General features: G+C 71.8%; 19 protein-coding genes. 11 read left to right on the top strand and 8 right to left on the bottom strand.

Features of this window, described 5'->3' with window-relative positions; genetic code table 11:
• Positions 1 to 2: 2 nt before the first annotated feature.
• Positions 3 to 1,358: a M16 family metallopeptidase gene (locus tag ACLLJJ_RS32000; protein ID WP_434600577.1), complete on the bottom strand. Its 1,356-nt coding sequence runs from the start codon at positions 1,356 to 1,358 to the stop codon at positions 3 to 5.
• A gap of 213 nt (positions 1,359 to 1,571) precedes the next feature.
• Here ACLLJJ_RS32000 and ACLLJJ_RS31995 point away from each other — a divergent pair, with 213 nt between their 5' ends.
• On the top strand, positions 1,572 to 4,025 hold the full coding sequence (locus ACLLJJ_RS31995) for a DNA gyrase/topoisomerase IV subunit A (RefSeq protein ID WP_434597589.1): 2,454 nt from the start codon (positions 1,572 to 1,574) through the stop codon (positions 4,023 to 4,025).
• 22 nt (positions 4,026 to 4,047) lie between these two features.
• On the opposite strand, the gene ACLLJJ_RS31990 is transcribed toward ACLLJJ_RS31995, so the two are convergent.
• On the bottom strand, positions 4,048 to 5,109 hold the full coding sequence (locus ACLLJJ_RS31990; protein ID WP_434597586.1) for a CobW family GTP-binding protein: 1,062 nt from the start codon (positions 5,107 to 5,109) through the stop codon (positions 4,048 to 4,050).
• A 13-nt stretch (positions 5,110 to 5,122) separates the two neighbouring features.
• The gene (locus tag ACLLJJ_RS31985; protein ID WP_434597584.1) at positions 5,123 to 6,289 is read right to left on the bottom strand and encodes a citrate synthase/methylcitrate synthase; all 1,167 of its coding nucleotides are present in this window, start codon (positions 6,287 to 6,289) and stop codon (positions 5,123 to 5,125) included.
• 122 nt (positions 6,290 to 6,411) lie between these two features.
• Between ACLLJJ_RS31985 and ACLLJJ_RS31980 the strand changes: the two genes are divergently transcribed.
• The 5 genes from ACLLJJ_RS31980 (at position 6,412) to ACLLJJ_RS31960 (ending at position 11,246) form a co-directional block, all read left to right on the top strand.
• The gene (locus tag ACLLJJ_RS31980; RefSeq protein WP_434597582.1) at positions 6,412 to 7,644 is read left to right on the top strand and encodes a citrate synthase; all 1,233 of its coding nucleotides are present in this window, start codon (positions 6,412 to 6,414) and stop codon (positions 7,642 to 7,644) included.
• A 263-nt stretch (positions 7,645 to 7,907) separates the two neighbouring features.
• Positions 7,908 to 8,384, top strand: coding sequence for a DUF6082 family protein (locus ACLLJJ_RS31975; RefSeq protein WP_434597580.1), 477 nt, complete (start codon positions 7,908 to 7,910; stop codon positions 8,382 to 8,384).
• A gap of 156 nt (positions 8,385 to 8,540) precedes the next feature.
• Positions 8,541 to 8,777, top strand: coding sequence for a hypothetical protein (locus tag ACLLJJ_RS31970; protein ID WP_347120311.1), 237 nt, complete (start codon positions 8,541 to 8,543; stop codon positions 8,775 to 8,777).
• 118 nt (positions 8,778 to 8,895) lie between these two features.
• Positions 8,896 to 10,572, top strand: coding sequence for a sensor histidine kinase (locus tag ACLLJJ_RS31965; protein WP_434597578.1), 1,677 nt, complete (start codon positions 8,896 to 8,898; stop codon positions 10,570 to 10,572).
• Entirely contained in the window at positions 10,569 to 11,246 is a 678-nt protein-coding gene (locus ACLLJJ_RS31960) for a DUF7342 family protein (RefSeq protein WP_434597576.1), read from the top strand. Before ACLLJJ_RS31965 ends, ACLLJJ_RS31960 begins: the two co-directional genes overlap by 4 nt.
• 366 nt (positions 11,247 to 11,612) lie before the next feature.
• Here ACLLJJ_RS31960 and ACLLJJ_RS31955 read toward each other — a convergent pair whose 3' ends face one another.
• From ACLLJJ_RS31955 to ACLLJJ_RS31945, 3 genes are read right to left on the bottom strand one after another with little or no spacing between them, the layout of a single operon-like run.
• The gene (locus ACLLJJ_RS31955; protein WP_434597574.1) at positions 11,613 to 11,942 is read right to left on the bottom strand and encodes an Asp23/Gls24 family envelope stress response protein; all 330 of its coding nucleotides are present in this window, start codon (positions 11,940 to 11,942) and stop codon (positions 11,613 to 11,615) included.
• A complete protein-coding gene (locus ACLLJJ_RS31950) occupies positions 11,939 to 12,619 on the bottom strand; it encodes a hypothetical protein (RefSeq protein ID WP_434597572.1) in 681 nt (226 codons plus the stop codon). The genes ACLLJJ_RS31955 and ACLLJJ_RS31950 overlap by 4 nt, the downstream gene beginning before the upstream one ends.
• Entirely contained in the window at positions 12,610 to 13,203 is a 594-nt protein-coding gene (locus ACLLJJ_RS31945; RefSeq protein ID WP_434597570.1) for an RNA polymerase sigma factor, read from the bottom strand. The genes ACLLJJ_RS31950 and ACLLJJ_RS31945 overlap by 10 nt, the downstream gene beginning before the upstream one ends.
• A 251-nt stretch (positions 13,204 to 13,454) precedes the next feature.
• Here ACLLJJ_RS31945 and ACLLJJ_RS31940 point away from each other — a divergent pair, with 251 nt between their 5' ends.
• The 5 genes from ACLLJJ_RS31940 to ACLLJJ_RS31920 all read left to right on the top strand — a co-directional run bounded on the left by ACLLJJ_RS31940 (position 13,455) and on the right by ACLLJJ_RS31920 (position 16,391).
• Positions 13,455 to 13,964: an Asp23/Gls24 family envelope stress response protein gene (locus ACLLJJ_RS31940; RefSeq protein ID WP_434597568.1), complete on the top strand. Its 510-nt coding sequence runs from the start codon at positions 13,455 to 13,457 to the stop codon at positions 13,962 to 13,964.
• Between the two features lie 14 nt (positions 13,965 to 13,978).
• Positions 13,979 to 14,173 carry a hypothetical protein gene (locus ACLLJJ_RS31935; protein WP_434597566.1) on the top strand — a complete coding sequence of 65 codons (195 nt, stop codon included), beginning with the start codon at positions 13,979 to 13,981 and terminating at the stop codon, positions 14,171 to 14,173.
• Positions 14,173 to 15,231, top strand: a complete 1,059-nt coding sequence (locus ACLLJJ_RS31930) for a DUF6286 domain-containing protein (RefSeq protein WP_434597564.1) — start codon at positions 14,173 to 14,175, stop codon at positions 15,229 to 15,231. The genes ACLLJJ_RS31935 and ACLLJJ_RS31930 overlap by 1 nt, the downstream gene beginning before the upstream one ends.
• Positions 15,197 to 15,799, top strand: coding sequence for a hypothetical protein (locus tag ACLLJJ_RS31925; protein WP_434597562.1), 603 nt, complete (start codon positions 15,197 to 15,199; stop codon positions 15,797 to 15,799). The genes ACLLJJ_RS31930 and ACLLJJ_RS31925 overlap by 35 nt, the downstream gene beginning before the upstream one ends.
• 157 nt (positions 15,800 to 15,956) lie before the next feature.
• Entirely contained in the window at positions 15,957 to 16,391 is a 435-nt protein-coding gene (locus ACLLJJ_RS31920; protein ID WP_434597560.1) for an SsgA family sporulation/cell division regulator, read from the top strand.
• Positions 16,392 to 16,466: 75 nt separating this feature from the next.
• Here ACLLJJ_RS31920 and ACLLJJ_RS31915 read toward each other — a convergent pair whose 3' ends face one another.
• Positions 16,467 to 18,059 (bottom strand): solute symporter family protein, encoded by a 1,593-nt coding sequence (locus ACLLJJ_RS31915; protein ID WP_434597558.1) that lies wholly within the window; start codon positions 18,057 to 18,059, stop codon positions 16,467 to 16,469.
• Positions 18,056 to 18,538 carry a DUF485 domain-containing protein gene (locus ACLLJJ_RS31910; protein ID WP_434597556.1) on the bottom strand — a complete coding sequence of 161 codons (483 nt, stop codon included), beginning with the start codon at positions 18,536 to 18,538 and terminating at the stop codon, positions 18,056 to 18,058. Before ACLLJJ_RS31910 ends, ACLLJJ_RS31915 begins: the two co-directional genes overlap by 4 nt.
• Positions 18,539 to 18,613 lie beyond the last annotated feature (75 nt).

The following is an 18,613-nucleotide window of genomic DNA, read 5'->3' as shown; positions in this document are numbered from 1 at the left end:
GGTCACAGGTCCGCCCCTTCCTGCTCTTCGGTCTCGTCGGCGGCGTCCGCGTCGGCCTGGGTCGGTTCGTACACCAGGACCGCCCTGTTGTCCGGGCGGAGCCTGGCCCTGGCGGCTGCCTGGACCTCCTGCGCGGTGACGTCCAGAACGCGCTGGACCGCGGTCAGCGCGAGCTGCGGGTCACCGAACAGGACGGCGTAGCGGCAGAGTTCGTCGGCGCGGCCGGCGACCGTGCCGAGCCGGTCGAGCCACTCGCGCTCCAGCTGGGCCTGCGCGCGCTCCATCTCCTCGGGCGTGGGGCCCTCGGCGGCGAACTTCGCCAGCTCCTCGTCGACGGCGCGCTCGATGTCGGGAATCTCCACGCCGGCCGACGTCTTGACGTCGAGCCAGCCGAGCGAGGGCGCGCCCGACAAACGCAGCAGGCCGAAGCCGGCCGCGACGGCCGTACGGTCGCGGCGGACCAGCCGGTTGTGCAGTCGGGAGGACTCGCCGCCGCCGAGGACGGTGAGGGCCAGATCGGCCGCGTCCGCCTCGCGGGTGCCGTCCTGCGGCAGCCGGTAGGCGGCCATCAGCGCACGCGCCGGGACGTCCTCCTCGACGACCTCGCGCAGCTCCGAGCCGATGGTGTCGGGGAGGGAGCCGTCACGCGGGGGCTGCTTGCCGTCGTGGGACGGGATGGAGCCGAAGTACTTCTCGATCCAGGCGAGCGTCTGCTCGGGGTCGATGTCGCCGACGACCGAGATCACCGCGTTGTTGGGCGCGTAGTACGTACGGAAGAAGGCCCGTGCGTCTTCGAGCGTCGCGGCGTCCAGGTCGGTCATCGAACCGATCGGCGTGTGGTGGTACGGATGTCCCTCCGGGTACGAGAGGGCGGTCAGCTTCTCGAACGCCGTGCCGTAGGGCACATTGTCGTACCGCTGGCGGCGCTCATTCTTGACGACGTCGCGCTGGTTCTCCATGGACTCTTCGTCGAGCGCGGCGAGCAGTGAGCCCATCCGGTCGGCTTCCAGCCACAGGGCCAGCTCCACCTGGTGGGTGGGCATCGTCTCGAAGTAGTTGGTGCGCTCGAAGCTGGTCGTGCCGTTGAGCGAACCGCCCGCGCCCTGCACCAGCTCGAAGTGGCCGTTGCCCTTCACCTGCGCCGAACCCTGGAACATCAGGTGCTCGAAGAGGTGAGCAAGGCCCGTACGGCCCTTGACCTCGTGCCGCGAACCGACGTCGTACCAGAGGCAGACCGCGGCGACCGGCGTCAGATGGTCCTCGGAAAGCACCACACGAAGGCCATTGGCCAGCCGGTGCTCAGTCGCTGTCAGGCCGCCGGAGCCGGCCTGCGCTGTGGCCGTGTGACCCATGGGCATGTACGTCCCTTCGATCGCGATAAGGAGAAGTCCTGCCACTGTATGCAAGCGTGCTGACACCTGGCGAAGTTCCCGTTCCGGATACGCCCTCAGGGAACGCCCTGGAGGGCGCTTCGGACGGGTCGAGGTCGGGGATGTCAGTGCGCCGGTCCACAATGGTCGGCGTCAGACCCAGAACTTGTCCTACAGAACCGCGAAGGAGCCGCAGCCGCGATGGCCCGCCGCAGCACGAAGACCCCGCCGCCGGACGATGCGTTCGAGGAGAAGATCCTCGATGTCGACGTCGTCGACGAAATGCAGGGCTCCTTCCTCGAGTACGCGTACTCGGTGATCTACTCGCGAGCGCTGCCCGACGCCCGCGACGGTATGAAGCCGGTGCACCGCCGCATCGTCTACCAGATGAACGAGATGGGGCTGCGGACCGACCGCGGCTATGTGAAATGCGCCCGCGTCGTCGGCGAGGTGATGGGTAAGCTCCACCCGCACGGCGACGCGTCGATCTACGACGCGCTCGTCCGGATGGCGCAGCCGTTCTCGATGCGGCTGCCGTTGGTCGACGGACACGGGAACTTCGGCTCTCTCGGCAACGACGACCCGCCGGCCGCCATGCGGTACACCGAGTGCCGGATGGCCGACGCCACGTCGCTGATGACCGAGTCGATCGACGAGGACACCGCCGACTTCACGGCGAACTACGACGGGCAGGAGCGGGAGCCGGTCGTGCTCCCCGCGGCCTACCCGAACCTGTTGGTCAACGGCGCCTCCGGGATCGCCGTGGGCATGGCGACGAACATGCCCCCGCACAACCTGGGCGAGGTGATCGCCGCCGCCCGGCACCTGATCAAGCACCCCGGCGCCGACCTTGAGACGCTGATGCGTTTCGTGCCCGGTCCCGACCTGCCGACCGGTGGCCGGATCGTGGGCCTGGGCGGCATCAAGGACGCGTACGAGAACGGCCGCGGCACCTTCAAGATCCGTTCGACGGCGACCATCGAGGACGTGACGCCACGCCGCAAGGGCCTGGTCATCACCGAACTGCCGTTCACCGTCGGCCCCGAGAAGGTGATCGCCAAGATCAAGGACCTCGTCTCCGCGAAGAAGCTCCAGGGCATCGCGGACGTCAAGGACCTCACCGACCGGATGCACGGACTGCGACTGGTCATCGAGATCAAGAACGGCTTCGTCCCCGAGGCCGTCCTTGAGCAGCTCTACAAGCTGACGCCGATGGAGGAATCCTTCGGCATCAACAATGTGGCGCTGGTGGACGGTCAGCCGTTGACACTGGGGCTCAAGGAGCTCCTTGAGGTCTATCTCGACCACCGCTTCGAGGTCGTGCGCCGCCGCAGCGAGTTCCGCCGCACCAAGCGTCGCGACCGGCTGCACCTGGTCGAAGGCCTGCTCGTCGCGCTGCTCGACATCGACGAGGTCATCCGCCTCATCCGCTCCAGTGACAACTCGGCGCAGGCCAAGCAGCGGCTCATCGAGCAGTTCTCGCTGAGCGAAATCCAGACGATGTACATCCTGGACACGCCGCTGCGCCGCCTCACCAGGTTCGACAAGATCGAGCTGGAGAGCGAGCGCGACCGGCTGAACGGCGAGATCGACGAGCTGACCGGGATCCTGGAGTCGGACGTCGAGCTGCGCAAGATGGTCTCGACCGAGCTGGCCGCTGTGGCGAAGAAGTTCGGCACCGACCGGCGCACGGTGCTGCTGGAGTCGGGCAGTTCACCGATCGCCGCGGTGCCGCTGGAGGTCGCGGACGATCCCTGCCGCGTCCTCCTGTCGTCGACCGGGCTGCTCGCCCGTACGGCCAATGGCGAGCCCCTGGTCATGGACGACGCCCGGCGCGCCAAGCACGATGTGATCATTTCGGCGGTGCCCGCCACGGCGCGGGGCGACGTGGGGGCGGTGACGTCGGACGGCCGGCTCCTGCGGCTGGCCGTGATCGACCTGCCGCAGTTGCCCGGCACGGCGTCCGCGCCCAACCTCTCGGGCGGGGCGCCGGTTTCGGAGTTCCTGCCCCTGGAGGCGGACGAGACGCTGATCTGTCTCACCACTCTCGACGAGTCCTCACCGGGGCTGGCGCTCGGCACCGAGCAGGGCGTGGTGAAGCGGGTCGTCCCGGACTATCCGGCCAACAAGGAGGAGCTGGAGGTCATCTCCCTGCGGGACGGTGACCGGGTGGTCGGCGCGGCCGAACTGCGCACGGGTGAGGAGGACCTGGTCTTCATCACCGACGACGCCCAGCTGCTGCGCTTCCAGGCCGGTCAGGTCAGGCCGCAGGGCCGTGCCGCGGGCGGCATGGCGGGCGTCAAGCTCGCCGACGGCGCCAAGGTGATCTCCTTCAGCGCGGTGGACCCGGCGGTCGACGCCGTGGTGTTCACCGTCGCCGGGGCGCGCGGCACGCTGCTCGGCGACACCGAGACATCGGCCAAGCTCACCCCGTTCGACCAGTATCCGCGCAAGGGCCGGGCCACCGGCGGTGTCCGCTGCCAGCGGTTCCTCAGGGGTGAGGACACCTTGATCCTGGCCTGGGCGGGGACGGCGCCACCTCGCGCGGCCCAGCAGAACGGCACACCGGTGGAGCTGCCGGCCCAGGACCCGCGCCGGGACGGCTCGGGCACCCCGCTGCCGGCGGAGATCGCGGCGCTGGCGGGGCCCGTGTAGCCGGGAGGACCATCGGGCCGGGTCAGTCCTCGGCCTGTACGTACCGCAGGACGCCCCACATGCTGCGCTCATCGGCAGCCTGTGAGGCATCCTGCGGTACAGCCTCCCGGCAGTCCGCGAGCTCCTTGGCCAGCGCATCGGCATCGATCCCGGAGCCGATGAGCACGAGCTGGGTGAGGCGCGGCGCGTCCCGGCCCCAGGGCGCCGGGTAGAAGCGCAGGAACCGGCCGACGGCGTGCACCGCGTACTGGTTGCGGACGTCCGCCGAACCGAAGTCGACGTACCCCTTGATCCGGTAGAGACCCGCGGGCCTGGAGTCGAGGAACTCCATCAGGCGGCGCGGGTTCATCGGCTCGTGCGAGGTGAAGGAGACGCTCTCGTACGCCGCGTGCAGATGACCGGCGTGATCACCGTGCTCCTCGTCCGCCTCGGCGCGCAGGTCCTCGAAGGACAACTGGCGCGCCCGCTCCTCGCCGTCCGGCCGTACGGCGGGATCGAAGAGCAGCTCCGGATCGATCCGCCCGTACTCCGCACGGACCACGGCCGCGCCCTCGGTGAGCTCGCCGATGGTGGCGAGGATGCGGTCGAGCTGCTGCTGCTCCACCCGGTCCGCCTTGTTCAGAACGACGAGATCGGCGATGGCGAGGTGCCGGTCGATCTCGGGGTGCCGCTCGCGGGTCGCGTCGAACTCGGCGGCGTCCACGACCTCGGCAAGCCCGCCGTAGACCACCCGGTCGTTCTCACCGGCCAGGATCATCCGGACCAGTTCCTGCGGCTCGGCGAGACCGCTCGCCTCGATGACGATCACATCGAGACCGACCGCGGGCCGGGCCAGTTTCTCCAGGTACACGTCGAGTTCGCTCGCGTCGACGGCGCAGCACAGGCAGCCGTTGCCGAGCGAGACCGTGGAGTCCCCGAGTTGCCCGGCCACCGCCATGGCGTCGATCTCGATGGCCCCGAAGTCGTTGACGATCGCGCCGATCCTGGTGCCCCTGCTCCGGGCCAGCAGATGGTTGAGCAGGGTGGTCTTGCCCGATCCCAGAAAGCCCGCGAGGACGATGACCGGGATCTGCTTCTTGCTCACCGGGGGGCCTTTCTCAGAGCGCGGGTACGGGCTGCGGCGGAGGCGGGCCGATGTACCGGGCCGCCGGACGGATGATCTTGGAGTCCGCCGCCTGCTCCAGGATATTGGCGCTCCAGCCGACCACCCGCGCCGCACAGAACGTCGGCGTGAACATCTCACGCGGCAGCCCGCAGAGCTCCATGACGACTCCGGCGTAGAACTCCACATTGGTGTGCAGCTCACGCCCCGGCTTGAGCTCGGCGAGGATCTTCTCCACCCGCGCCTCGACCTGGACCGCGAGCTCCACCAGTGGGCCGCCGAACCGTTCGGCGATGCCGCGCAGCATCCGCGACCTCGGGTCCTCGGTGCGGTAGACGGGGTGCCCAAAGCCCATGATCCGGTCCCCCGCGAGGACTCGTTCGCGGATCCAGCCGTCGATGCGGTCCGGTGTCCCGATCGCGTCGAGGGTGTCCAGGGCGCGGCTGGGGGCCCCGCCGTGCAGCGGGCCGGAGAGGGCGCCGACCGCGGCGACCAGGCAGGCGGCGATGTCCGCGCCGGTGGACGCGACGACCCTTGCGGTGAATGTCGAGGCGTTGAAACCGTGGTCGACGGTGGAGATCAGATACGGCTCGACGGCCTCCACCTGGGCGGCGTCCGGCTCCGAACCGGTCAGCATATAGAGGTAGTTGGCGGCATACGGCAGGTCGTCGCGCGGCTCCACGGGGTCGAGTCCGCGGCCGAGCCGGTGCAGTGCGGTGAGCAGGGTGGGTACGGCGGCGCAGGCGGCCAGCGCGTCGTCCCGGCGCCGGTCGGCGTCGAGGTCGTACACAGGCTGGTACGCGGAGGCCGCGCCCAGCAGCGAGAGGGCGGTGCGCAGCCCGGCGAGCGGACCCGACCCGGCGCCGGCCCGGGCGAGGGCGGGCAGTGCGTCGCGTACGTCGGCGGGGAGCCGGCGCAGGGCCGCCGTCCTGGCCGTGAAGGCGGCGCGCTCACGGGCGTCGGGCAACTCCCCGTGGAACATCAGGTGCCAGACGTCCTCGAACGTGCGGGTCTGTGCGAGCTCCACGGCTGAGTACTGGCGGTAGTGGTAGAAGCCCTCGCGTCCCCGAACGTCCCCGAGCGCGGTGTCGGTGACGACGACGCCCGCGAGGCCGCGCGGCACATCGAGCGGGGCACGGCTGGTGGTGGTGCTGGTGGGCATGTGGTCCTCCCGGTGCGGCTGAGAAAGCTCGGAGCCTTCCGCTCCGTACATTGATTTGACTGTCTATCCTTGACTCAACCTCTGTCAATATTGATTGAATCAACATGGATACGGTGGATCACATGACGGATCAGGGCGCGGACGGGGAGCGGCTCACCACCCGGGAAGCGGCGCAGCGGCTCGGCGTGAAGCCGGAGACCGTGTACGCCTATGTGAGCCGCGGCCGACTGAGCAGCCGTCCCGCGCCAGGTGGGCGTGGCAGCACCCTCGACGCCGCGGAGGTCGACGCCCTGGCGCGGCGCACCGGCCGACGCGAGCCCTCGGCCGCCGCCGATCCGACGTTCCGCACCCGCATCACGCTCATCGAGGAGAACCGCTGCTACTTCCGCGGTGTCGACGCGGTCGAACTCGCCGGCCGCTACGGCTTCGAGGAGGTCGCGGAGTGGCTGTGGACCGGGGCGCTGCGGCCGGGGATCCGGTTCACCGCGTCCCGGGAGACCCTGGAGGCCGCGCGCAGGACGGTCGCCGCGCTGCCCGCGCACAGCGGGCCGATGGACCGGCTCCGCGTCGCGGCCGTCGCGGCGGCGGCCGCCGACCCGCTGCGCTTCGACCTCTCCCCCGAGGCCGTGATCGGCAGCGCCCGCAGCCTGATCCCCACCCTGGTCGGCGCGCTGCCCGCGGCCGGGCAGCCCGAGCGCGCCGACGACCGGCTGGCCGGGCAGCTGTGGCCGCGGCTCACCGCGCTGCCCGCCGACGACGCGTCACTCACCGTACTGGACACGGCACTTGCCCTCCTGGTCGACCACGACCTGGCGGCGTCCACCCTGGCGGCCCGGGTCGCGGCCTCCGCCAGGGCCCATCCGTACGCGGTGGTCTCCGCGGGCCTGGGCGTGCTGGAGGGCCCTCTGCACGGCGCCGCGAGCGGTCTCGCCCACCGGATGCTCGCCGAGGTCGTCGAGCGGGGCGGCGCGGCCCCCGTGGTCGCGGACCACCTGCGCAACGGGCAGCGCATCCCGGGGCTCGGGCATCGCATCTACACCGCCGAAGACCCGCGCGCCCAGGCGCTGTTCGCGCTTCTGGAGGAGATCCCGCGGGCGGCCCCGGCCCTGGAAGCCGCCCATGACGTCGCCACCACGGCGGCGCGCCACACCCCGCTGCACGCCAATGTCGATCTCGCGCTGGCCGTGCTGTCGGTCTCGGCCCTGATGCCCGCCGAGGCCGGCGAGACGGTGTTCGCGGTGGCCCGGACGGCGGGCTGGATCGCGCACGCGCTGGAGGAGTACGAGGAACGGCCGCTGCGCATGCGCCCCCGCGGCCAGTACGTGGGGCCGCGCCCCCCACAGCCGTTGCCGTAGCGGCCCGTTCAGGACACCGGGGCCAGAAGCGACCCGAAGTGAACGATTGTTAGCGGCGCGCACCGGGCACACATTCGACACGGCGTGCGGCACAAAGCTGAATCGTTCCTCCTGTGCGCCGTCCTTCCGCCTCCCGCCGGCCAGAGCCGCCCGGCATCCTGGGAGGTGGCGCATGCGCAGTCAACGACCGCTCACCCGGCCCGTCCGACTTGCTCCACCTGCTCGGTGGCCGGTGACGGCTGCCTGTATTCCGGGGGTTGGGTATGGATGTACGGGGATGTGGACAACCGCGGGGGGCCGCGGCGGGCCTGGCGTTCGGTGCGGCCGTCGCCGCCCTGATGCTCCAGCAGCGCCATCTGCACCGGCGCGCGGACCTGGCCGACAAGCACCGGCTCCAGTTCGACCTGCTCTGCAAAGCCATGGACGACCCGGAACTGGCCGCCGTACTGGACACGTACGAGGACGAGGTGCGGCCGGAGAGGCAGCGGCAGTTCCTGCTGGCCAACGCTCTCTACCAGAACCTGCTGCATGCCTACCGGCTGCGCACCACGGACCGGGCGGAGACTCTCGGCCATCTGCGGGGCATCTGCCAGAGCCGCATCTTTCGGGCCTACTGGGACGCCACGCGCCATCACCGCCAGAGCCTGCCGGTCGGCTCCCAGGAGAGGCGGCTGGCCGAACTGGTGGACGAGATCGTGGCCAGGGCGAGCGAGGAGCGCGACGAGTGGTGGGTAGCCTGAAGTACGCGCCCTTGAAATACACGCCCTGTTCTCGCTCCGAGCGCCCACCGTATGGCTGAAAAGCGCCGCCAATGACGGCCGCAGACGATACCTTGAGCCCCTTCTTCGTCGTTGATCAGCGGCCAAGATGTGACGTCTGTGAGAAATGGGACCCCGTTGAAGATCGTGCGCAGGGTCGGCGTACCCCCTCGTGCCCGCGGCAGCATGTCCGGTCAGACATGTCCGGACATTTTTGAACTGAATGATGGAAACTTTGCGATCATCGGCACGGATGCCACAGACGCGCTTGACGGGTCCCTGCCCGCGGACGCGGGTCGCGCCGACTACGAGCGGATCGTGGTCATCACTCGCGAAACGCTGATCCGGGCAAAGGCCGACATTCCAGATATGTAGCTTCCCGTGCGGAAGGGCCCGGCGCTCCTATGTGCCGGGCCCTTCCGCACGGCAGGTGTCAGTGGTAAGTGTCACGCCGGTTCAAAATGACGCCCCGGGCGCTCTACCGTGCGTACCTATGAGTGCCGCACCGACCACCTCCGGCAGGCGACTGCGTCTGGGCTGGCCCCAGCGGGTCTTCTCGCAGGTCCTGCTGATGCAGCTGGCCATCGCCACCGGTGTGACCGTGCTGGCCACCGGTCTTTTTCTCGCCCCGCTCAGCACCCAGCTCGACGACGAGGCGATGCGGCGCGCCCTCGCCATCGCGCAGACCACCGCGGCCCGTCCCCGGCTCGCCGAGGCACTGGCCGCCTCGCGCCCCCGCGTCGACGGGCCCGTGCAGACCGAGGCGGACGGCATCAGGCGCGCCACCGGCGCCGAGTACGTCGTGATCATGGACAGGCGTGGGGTCCGCTGGTCCCACACCGACCGGGACCAGATCGGCCGCGTGGTGTCCACCGACCCCAGCGACGCGCTCGCCGGCCGGGAGGTCATGGAGATCGACGACGGCACTCTCGGCCGCTCCGCCCGCGGCAAGGTGCCGTTGCGCGACGCGGGCGGCGGGATCGTCGGGGCGGTCTCGGTCGGTATCGAGTACGACAGCGTGCGGGCCAGGCTGCTGGCGGCGATCCCGGGGCTGCTGGCGTACGCGGGCGGCGCGCTGGCCGTCGGTGCGCTCGCGGCGTATCTGATCTCCCGAAGGATCCAGCGGCAGACCCACGACCTGGCCTTCTCCGATATCTCCGCGCTGCTGACCGAGCGGGAGGCGATGCTGCACGGCATCCGTGAGGGCGTCGTGGCGATCGATACCGCGGGCCGGATCCGGCTGATGAACGACGAGGCGCAGCGGTTGCTCGGCCTCGGCGCCGAGGCCACCGGACTTCCCCTGGACGAGGCGCTGGGCGAGGGCCGTACCGCCGACGTACTCGCAGGCCGGGTCACCGGCGACGACCTGCTGACCGTGCGTGGTCAGCGGGTGCTGGTCACCAACCGGATGCCGACCGACGACGGCGGCGCCGTCGCGACCCTGCGCGACCGCACCGAGCTGGAGCAGCTGGGCCGCGAGCTGGACTCGACCCGCGGTCTGATCGACGCCCTGCGCGCGCAGGACCACGAGCACGCCAACCGGATGCACACACTGCTCGGGCTACTGGAACTGGGGATGCACGAGGAGGCGGTGGAGTTCGTCACCGAGGTCGCCGGTGTGCACCGCGCCACCGCCGAGCAGATCACCGAGAAGATCCACGATCCGCTGCTGGCCGCGCTGCTGGTCGGCAAGGCCACGGTCGCCGCGGAGCGCGGTGTCTCGCTGCGGCTCTCGGGCGCGACGCTGCTGCCCGACCGCCTGGTGGACCCGCGCGGCCTGGTCACCGTCGTCGGCAATCTCGTCGACAACGCGCTGGACGCGTCGGCGGGCTCCCCGGACGCGCGGATCGAGGTCGAGCTGCGCGCGGCGGGGCGCACGGCCGTACTGCGGGTGACCGACAGCGGGCCCGGAGTCCCCGCCGAGCAACGTGAGTTGATCTTCACCGAGGGCTGGTCGACGAAGGAATTGCCCGCCCACGGAAAACGCGGCCTCGGCCTGGCGCTGGTCCGCAGGCTCGCGGAGCGGCAGGGCGGCAGCGCCCGGGTCGGGTCGGGCGCGGACGGCGGGGCCGAGTTCACCGTCGTACTGCCGGAGGAACTGACCGACGCGGAGCTCGACACAGCGGGGCCGGACACGGCGGACCACAACACGGCGGGAGAAGCGCGATGATCGACGTACTCGTGGTCGACGACGATGTCCGGGTCGCGGAGATCAATGCCGCCTATGTGACCAAGGTGGCGGGCTTCCGCGTCGCGGCACGGGCTCATTCCGCCGCCGAGGCGCTGGAGGAGATCCGGACGCGCTCCGTCGATCTGGTCCTCCTCGACCACTACCTGCCGGACGGGAATGGGCTCGCGCTCGTACGGGAGCTTCGTGGACTCGGATTCCAGACCGACGTGATCATGGTGACGGCGGCGCGCGATGTCGCGACGGTCCAGGCGGCGATGCGCCAGGGGGCACTCCAGTACCTGGTGAAACCGTTCAACTTCGCCGGACTGCGCACCAAGCTGGAGGCGTACGCCGCACTGCGCCGCACTCTGGACGGCGGCGGTGAGGCGGAGCAGGCCGAGGTGGACCGCATTTTCGGCGCGCTGTCGGTGTCCGGCTCCCCCGACCTGCCCAAGGGGCACTCGCCGACGACGGCGGAGGTCGTCAGGCAGGTGCTGATGACCGCGGACGGGCCGCAGTCCGCGCACGAGATCGCGGAGCGCGGCGGCATGAGCCGACAGACCGCGCAGCGCTATCTCAAGCTGCTGGAGCGGACGGGACGGGTGCGGCTGAGCCTGAAGTACGGCGAAACAGGGCGCCCCGAACACCGCTACACGTGGGCGGCCAGCCGCTAGCGGTTGCGGCGCCGGGGCGGGGTGGAACCGCTAGCGCTCCGGGGGCGCGCGGCTCAGCCCTTACGCCCCGGGCACACGCCACCACGCTGGGGCGCAAGGGCGCGTGCCCTGGGCGCTGGGAGCACCGGGGGCGCGCGCCCCCGGGGGTCGAGAACGCGGGCGCGCGCCGAGCGCTCGGGTCAGCGGCGCGCACGGACACCCGCGGACCGGAGCCGGCCCCGCCGGCAGGTGAGGACGGCCGCAGGGCCCGGGGCGCCATCACCCCGTCGTGCCGAGCGCTCGGGGCCGATCGGCCGGAGTCCGGACCCGCCGCGGGGCGCCATCGCCCCGGCGGCCGGGGCGATGGCGCCCGGCGGTCCGGCTCCGTCAGACGACACCCGTCACGGTCACCGAGACCACGGCGGGCCGCCCCGTCGCCGCCCGGGTGGTCGCGGCTTCCACCGCCGCGCGGACCGCCCGGGTGACGTCCAGGGCGCGGTGCCCGCGTACGACCGCGAGATGCACCTCGATGCGCCAGGCCGGGGGATCGTCGGTGGCCCTGGCCCGTACGCCGCCCGAGCCTCCCTGCCGCTGCGCCGGGGAGCCGCGCAGGAGGTCCGCGAGGCCGGGGCGCAGGTACGCGACACCGGGGACGCCGAGGGCCGCGGCTGCGGCGAGGCGTTCGAGATAGGTCCGAGTGGGATGCGCTGTTGTCATCGCTCGCTTCCGTCCTGCTCGTTCGCTTCGCCCCGGCCGCTCCGCTCGTACCCGCCGGCCCGCTCCGGCTCCTCGTCGAGGATGTCGGTCACGAGTACGTCGACGGATCGCAGCGGCATGCCGAGCACGTCACTCGCCGCGGCGAAGATCCGGCCGCGTACCGCGTCCGACGCGTCCTGCAGATTCCAGGTCAGGGCGACCGCGACCGCCACCTCCACGCGGGCCGCCGCGCCGACCGGGGCGACGCGGCAGCTGCCGGCCCGTACACCCGGCAGCGAGTCCGCGGCGGCGCGGAAGGCCTTGGCCGCGGCGGATTCGAAGACCCAGCTGTCCTCGTCGGGCTCCCCCAGGGGAAGCGTGCGACCGGGCCTCAGTTCCAGGCGGACGATGTCCATCACACGCGCGGTGACCACCTCCGCGTCGGGCAGATCCGCGTCCGTCGAACGGGCCCGGCCGACGAAGTCGTCCAGCACGCGCAGCTCGGCCAGCGCGGCGGCGCAGTGCGGGCAGTGGGCCGGGTGGCCGTCGGCCGGGTCGTCGGACAGCCGGTCGTCCCAGACATCGGCCAGGGAACGGCCGCACGGCAGCACCTCGTCGTCCGCCGAATCGACGGACGGGCCCTGTTCCGGGTCGTGCGGCATGCCGTCGGGCGGCACGGGGGTCGCGTTCATCGCCATGCGCCCATCGCCTCCATCAGATAGCGCCGTGCGCGGAAAATCCGGCCGCGAACAGCCTGATGGCTGATCCCGACCGCCTCCGCGATGTCGTCGTAGGGCAGGCCGTGCAACTCGCGCAGCACCCAGCACGCCCGCTGCTCCGGCGACAGCCGCGCCAGCGCGACCGACAGTTCCTCCAGGGCCGCGCCCGCCTCGGCCGCACGCGCGGGTGAGCCGGTGTGCTCCGGAGTGGCCTGCTCCGCGACGGCGTCGAGGTCCGCCACCGGCCGCCGCGTGCGCAGCAGGTTCAGACAGCGGTTGGTGACGATGCGGTACATCCAGGTACGGAAGGCCGCTTCGCCCCGGTACTCGGGCAGCCGGCGCCAGGCACTGACGAAGGCGTCCTGCACGGCGTCCTCCGCCTCCGCCCGGTCACCGAGCATACGGACGCCGAGTTGCAGCAGCACCGGCCCGTGCCGTCGTACGAGCACTTCGAATGCCTCTTCGTCGCCCTCTCGGGCGCGCACGGCCAGCAGGGCGTCCTCGTCGTCCGCCCCGGACCGGTCGTGCGTGCGCTGTGGCGGTTCAACCCCGTCCCCGGGCACTCGGCGGCTCCTCTCGATTCCTGCGTTGCTGCGTTCCCGCACTACGACGCTCCCGCGTTTCCGGGTGCGCGCCCACCATGGCGCGTTCCGGTGTCTTCCGCTGCTTGGACACGGCGGCGGCGGTTGTGTCACGCACCCGGTATGACGAACCTGCCCGGCAGGAAGTCGGCGGATCCGCGTGACACTTCGCCGCCCGCCGTGTCCAACGAAGTGACAGGGCAGACATGCCGGGAACTCCGAGAGGGAAACCGATGACAACGAACACAGCCTCCGTCGGCTCGGTCAGCGCCTCCACTCCGCGCAAGGGCACGGACGCCGGGCACACCACCACCGTCGGGACCGGCGCGACCGGCGCGGCCGAGCCCGCGGGGACGCGCGGCAAGACCTCGATCGCCGATGTCGTCGTGGTGAAGATCGCGGGCATGGCGGCGCGTGAGGTACCGGGCGTGCACGACATGGGCGGCGGCCTGTCGCGCACCTTCGGCGCGGTGCGCGACCGCGTGCCGGGCGGGCGCCCCAACGTGGGCCGCGGGGTCAAGGTGGAGGTCGGCGAGCGCCAGACCGCCATCGACATCGACCTGGTCGTCGAGTACGGCGTACCGATCATGGATGTCGCGCGTGACGTACGGGAGAACGTGATCTCCGCCGTGGAGCGGACCACGGGGCTCGAGGTCGTCGAGGTGAACATCTCCGTCGACGACGTGCACCTGCCCGAGGAGTCCGACGACAGCAGCACAGGCGCCGAAGCCCGCGTGGAGTGAAGGACCGCACGCGGATGGGTGGAGGGCAGCTGGGGCTGCTCGTCGGCATGGCGCTGGCCTTCGCCGCCTGGTTCGGCGGCTTCGGGGCGTTCTTGCTGGTCGCGGCGCTCGGCGGGATCGGATTCGCGATCGGCCGGGCGCTGGACCAGGGCATGGACGGGCCCGAGCTGCGGCGGATTCTGGATGGCATCGCGGACCGGAGGCGCTGATGGAACAGGCGGAGCACGACGAGGCGGGTGCGTCGGCCGGTCGGGCCGCCGACCGTGGCGCGACCGTGATCGCGGACCGGGCGGTACGGCGTGTCGTCGCGCGCGCCGCCGAGGAGAGCCTCGGGCGGGGCGGCACGACAGAGCGCGCCGCGGTGGTCCGCCGCGGCGCCTCCGCCCGCGTCTCGCTGGACATCGCAATGAGCTATCCGGTGGACGCCACGGAGCTCGGGTCCCGGGTGCGGGACCATGTGGCAGCCCGGACGGCCGAGTTGACCGGCCTGACGGTGTCCACGACGGCGGTCGGGATCACCCGGCTGCGTCCCGGGGCGGACATCCCCCGGCAGGGTGCCGCCCCGGCGCCGGACGGACCGACCGAACAACCGGCCGCGCCCCGCGCCCGGCGGCGGGCATGGTCGGCCCGGCGGCTTCCGGCCGCGCTCCTGGCGCTGGCGGGGGCCGCTCTGTGCGGCGCTCTCCTGTTCGACGCCCTGACGTCCGGCGGCGATACGGCCGTAAGGCTGCAGGAAGGGGTCCTGGACCGCCTCGCGGACACCGGTTACACCGGAGCCCGGGTGACGGCCGCGGGGGCCTGTGTCGCGCTGCTGGGCGTGTGGCTGATCGTGGTCGCCGTGGCACCGGGTGCCCGGCGTCGGCTGCCGATGGCCACGGGGTCGCCGGACGTACGGGCCGACCTCGACCGCGGCGGTGCGCAGCGCCTCCTGCGGGACGCCGCGCTCGACGTGCCCGGGGTCACCGCGGCGCGGGTCCGGGTACGTCGCGGGATGCGGGTCGGCGCGCGCGTCACGGTGGCGTTCGGCGATCCGGCCGACGTACGCACAGCGGCGACCGCACGGCTGGACGCGGCGCTGCTCGGGCTGGGCAGCACCCGGCCGGGGCGGTTGCGGGTCCGGGTCGTCCGGGACCGGAACTGGCGCGCACCCGACGCCACCGGCGCCGGTCAGGAAGCGAAGGAGACGGGACCGCACGATGAAGCCCAGGAACTTCAGGAAGCCACCGAAAGCCATGAGCCGAACGGGGCGCACCAAGCCCCTGCGTGACAGCGCCAACCGGGTACTGGCGGCGCTCCTCGGCATCGCCGTGCTGGGCGGCGGTCTCTGGCTGTCCGTCACCGGCCTGACCGGGGGACCGGGTTCTCCCGACCCCTGGGCCACCGATGCCTCCTGGTGGCCCAGGCCCGGCGAGGGGCTGCGGCCCGGCGCACCCGACTGGGACGCGCCGGTCACCCTGGCCGTGCTGAGCGGGGTCATGGTGGGACTGCTCTGCTGGCTGGTGGCACAGGCCCCTGCCCCCAGCCCCCGCCGACTGGCGCTGCCCCGGCCCGCCCTTCACCTGAGCACGCGGGCGCTGACCCGGGCCGTGCGCGCCGACGCCGAGGCGGTCGCGGGGGTGGCGCGGGCGCACGTACGCCTGTCGGGGAACACCCGTCGCGGGCGCTCCCGGCTGGCCCTGGCCGTACTCCTGGAGCCGGGGGCCGATCCGGCCACGGTGCTGGCCGGGCTCACCGGCGAGCCGCTGCGCGCCGCGCGCACGGCCGCCGGGACCGAGCAGTTGGCGTTCAGCGTCCGATTCCGGGTACGCGGCCATCGCACCAGGCGCACCCGGTGATGCGGCCCAGGTCCGGCCCTGCGACGGGTGTGGCTGCCGCCCACACGCGCGGGACCGGCCCAAGCCCGCAGGAGGTCCGGGCCGATCAGGTGTACCTGTGTGCGGCGATACGGGCGGGGGCTCGTACGAAGAGAAGGAGAGTCCCTTGCACCCCGGCATGACCCACCAAATCCCGGCCCGTCTCTGCGCCGAACGCCTCGCCGTCCGGCGCGACGTGTCCGTCTCGCTGACGTACGACTGCGACGATCCGCTTGCCGTCCACCTGTCGTTCCCCGCTGTCGTGTCCTGCGACGGCACTCCGGTGAACTGGGCTTTCGCCCGAAGCCTGTTGGCGACGGGGCTGCACGTGCCCGCCGGGGCCGGCGACGTGCAGGTGTGGCCGCACGACGATCGGTGGGTGGCGGTGAAGCTGTTCGCGCCGCAGGGCTACGCGCTGGTGGAGCTTGACCGGCGCGGCCTGCGGCACTTCCTCGCCCACTCCTTCACGGCCGTACCGCCCAAGCGGGAGGCCGGGCGGCTCGACGTCGACGCGCTGATCGAGGCCCTGCTCGCCACCGGCTCGTCCGACGACCCCGGCGGGCGCCAGCCCTGAGGGTTGTCCGGCCCCGACCCGCCGGACAAGCCCTAAGTGGCCCGGCCGGTCCCCCCACGCGTCACATACACCCCCTCACACCGCCCCCGCGCCCGTCAGCGAACGGACCTCCGTCTCCGCGTGCTTGGCCCGGTCCGGCGATTCCGACGACAGGACCGTGCCGAGCCAGCCCGCGAGGAAGCCCAGCGGGATGGAGACGATCCCCGGGTTCTCCAGCGGGAACACCTGGAAGTCGACTCCCGGGAAGAGCGCTCCGGGTGCGCCGGAAACGACCGGCGAGACCAGCACGAGCAGCACCGCCGGGATCAGGCCGCCGTACACCGACCAGACCGCGCCGCGGGTGGTGAAGTCGCGCCAGAACAGCGAGTAGAGCAGCACCGGCAGATTGGCCGATGCCGCCACCGCGAAGGCGAGGCCGACCAGGAAGGCGACGTTGAGGTCGCGGGCGAGCAGGCCAAGCCCGATGGCCACGGCTCCGATCCCGGCAGCGGCGGTACGGGCCACCGCGACCTCGCTGCGCTGCTTGGCGTGTTTGCGTCTGAGCGAGGCGTACAGGTCGTGCGCCACGGACGCGGAGGAGGCGAGCGTGATGCCCGCCACGACCGCGAGGATCGTCGCGAAGGCGATGGCGGCGACCACGGCGAAGAGAACCGTTCCGCCGGTGGAGCCCGCGCCGCCGCCCAGGTCGAGGGCGAGCAGCGGAACCGCCGTGTTCCCCGCGGCGTTCGACGTGCGTACGGCGTCGGAGCCGACGATCGCCGCCGCGCCGAACCCGAGCACGATCGTCATCAGGTAGAAGCTGCCGATGAGGCCGATGGACCAGACGACCGAACGGCGGGCGGCGCGCGCCGTCGGCACGGTGTAGAACCGGGTCAGGATGTGCGGCAGGCCCGCCGTGCCGAGGACGAGCGCGAGTCCGAGGCTGATGAAGTCGAAGCGGGCGATCCAGCCCCCGCCGTACTTGAGGCCGGGCGCGAGGAAGTCCTTGCCGTGGCCGCTGCGATCGGCGGCGGAGACGAGCAGCTGGTTGAAGTCACCGTGGAAGCGCACCATGACGAGCACGGTGAGCGTGACGGCACCCGCCATCAGGAGCACGGCCTTGACGATCTGGATCCAGGTGGTGGCCCGCATCCCTCCCAGCGACACGTAGATCACCATCAGCGCGCCCACGCCGATGACCGTCCAGGTGCGCGCCGCAGCACTGCTGCCGCCGAGCAGCAGCGCGACCAGGCTGCCGGCGCCGACCATCTGCGCCACCAGATAGAGAACGGACACGGTGACGGAGGCGGTTCCCGAAGCGATCCGCACCGGCCGCTCGCTCATGCGCGAGGCGACGACGTCGGCGAGGGTGAACCGGCCGCAGTTGCGGACGAGTTCGGCGACGAGCAGCAGGACGACCAGCCAGGCGACGAGGAAGCCGACGGAGTAGAGCATGCCGTCGTAACCGAACAGGGCGATCAGTCCGGAGATGCCGAGGAAGGAGGCGGCGGACATGTAGTCGCCGGCGATGGCGAAACCGTTCTCCATGGGAGAGAAGAGCCGGCCGCCCGCGTAGAACTCCTCCGCCGAGCCGTGCCGGTTGCGGCTCGCCCAGGTCGTGATCGCCAGGGTCGCCGCGATGAACGCGCTGAACAGCAGCAGCGCCAGGGTCTGGTGATCGCCGGTCACCGCTGGGCCCCCCGCGTCATCTCCTGGGTGTTCCAGCGCAGATCGAGCGCGGCCCGGTCCCTGCGCAGCCGTGCATGGCGTACGTACGCCCAGGTCAGCAGGAAGGTGGTGAGGAACTGGCCGAGTCCGGCGAGCATCGCGACGTTCACCGCGCCGAAGACCGGGCGGGCCATCAGGCCGTGGGCGGTGGTCGCCACGACGACGTAGGCGAGGTACCAGGTGAAGAAGGCGAGAGTGGCCGGGACGACGAACCGCCGGTAGCGGCTGCGTACTTCCTGGAAGGCGGCGCTGGCCTGCACCTCCAGATAGATCTCGGCCGCGCTGTGACCGTGCGCGCTGCCCGTGACGTCGGCGGCGGGCGGCGAGACCTGGGCCGGAGCACCCGTACCGTCCAGTTCGCCCCACCCCGAGGCGAGCGCGTCGTACCAGGGGTCATCGAACCGCACCGCCGCGGCATCGCGCCCTACGTGCTTCTCCACCGAGACAACTCTCCTTGTCCGCGGCCGGATTGGCCGCGCGCCCAAGGATGGACAGAGTGGGAAGATCCCGGACTC

The organism is Streptomyces sp. A5-4, from assembly GCF_051131715.1.
Classification (GTDB): domain Bacteria; phylum Actinomycetota; class Actinomycetes; order Streptomycetales; family Streptomycetaceae; genus Streptomyces.
The sequence above is the reverse complement of the archived record's forward strand: the minus strand, read 5'-3'. Positions and strand labels throughout refer to the sequence as shown.

Coding starts and splice junctions, on each gene's coding strand:
- ACLLJJ_RS32000 (WP_434600577.1), bottom strand. CDS start 1,358: ATGCCCATGGGTCACACGGCCACAGCGCAGGCCGGCTCCGGCGGCCTG.
- ACLLJJ_RS31995 (WP_434597589.1), top strand. CDS start 1,572: ATGGCCCGCCGCAGCACGAAGACCCCGCCGCCGGACGATGCGTTCGAG.
- ACLLJJ_RS31985 (WP_434597584.1), bottom strand. CDS start 6,289: ATGCCCACCAGCACCACCACCAGCCGTGCCCCGCTCGATGTGCCGCGC.
- ACLLJJ_RS31980 (WP_434597582.1), top strand. CDS start 6,412: ATGACGGATCAGGGCGCGGACGGGGAGCGGCTCACCACCCGGGAAGCG.
- ACLLJJ_RS31975 (WP_434597580.1), top strand. CDS start 7,908: ATGGATGTACGGGGATGTGGACAACCGCGGGGGGCCGCGGCGGGCCTG.
- ACLLJJ_RS31965 (WP_434597578.1), top strand. CDS start 8,896: ATGAGTGCCGCACCGACCACCTCCGGCAGGCGACTGCGTCTGGGCTGG.
- ACLLJJ_RS31960 (WP_434597576.1), top strand. CDS start 10,569: ATGATCGACGTACTCGTGGTCGACGACGATGTCCGGGTCGCGGAGATC.
- ACLLJJ_RS31955 (WP_434597574.1), bottom strand. CDS start 11,942: ATGACAACAGCGCATCCCACTCGGACCTATCTCGAACGCCTCGCCGCA.
- ACLLJJ_RS31950 (WP_434597572.1), bottom strand. CDS start 12,619: ATGGCGATGAACGCGACCCCCGTGCCGCCCGACGGCATGCCGCACGAC.
- ACLLJJ_RS31940 (WP_434597568.1), top strand. CDS start 13,455: ATGACAACGAACACAGCCTCCGTCGGCTCGGTCAGCGCCTCCACTCCG.
- ACLLJJ_RS31935 (WP_434597566.1), top strand. CDS start 13,979: ATGGGTGGAGGGCAGCTGGGGCTGCTCGTCGGCATGGCGCTGGCCTTC.
- ACLLJJ_RS31930 (WP_434597564.1), top strand. CDS start 14,173: ATGGAACAGGCGGAGCACGACGAGGCGGGTGCGTCGGCCGGTCGGGCC.
- ACLLJJ_RS31925 (WP_434597562.1), top strand. CDS start 15,197: ATGAGCCGAACGGGGCGCACCAAGCCCCTGCGTGACAGCGCCAACCGG.
- ACLLJJ_RS31920 (WP_434597560.1), top strand. CDS start 15,957: ATGACCCACCAAATCCCGGCCCGTCTCTGCGCCGAACGCCTCGCCGTC.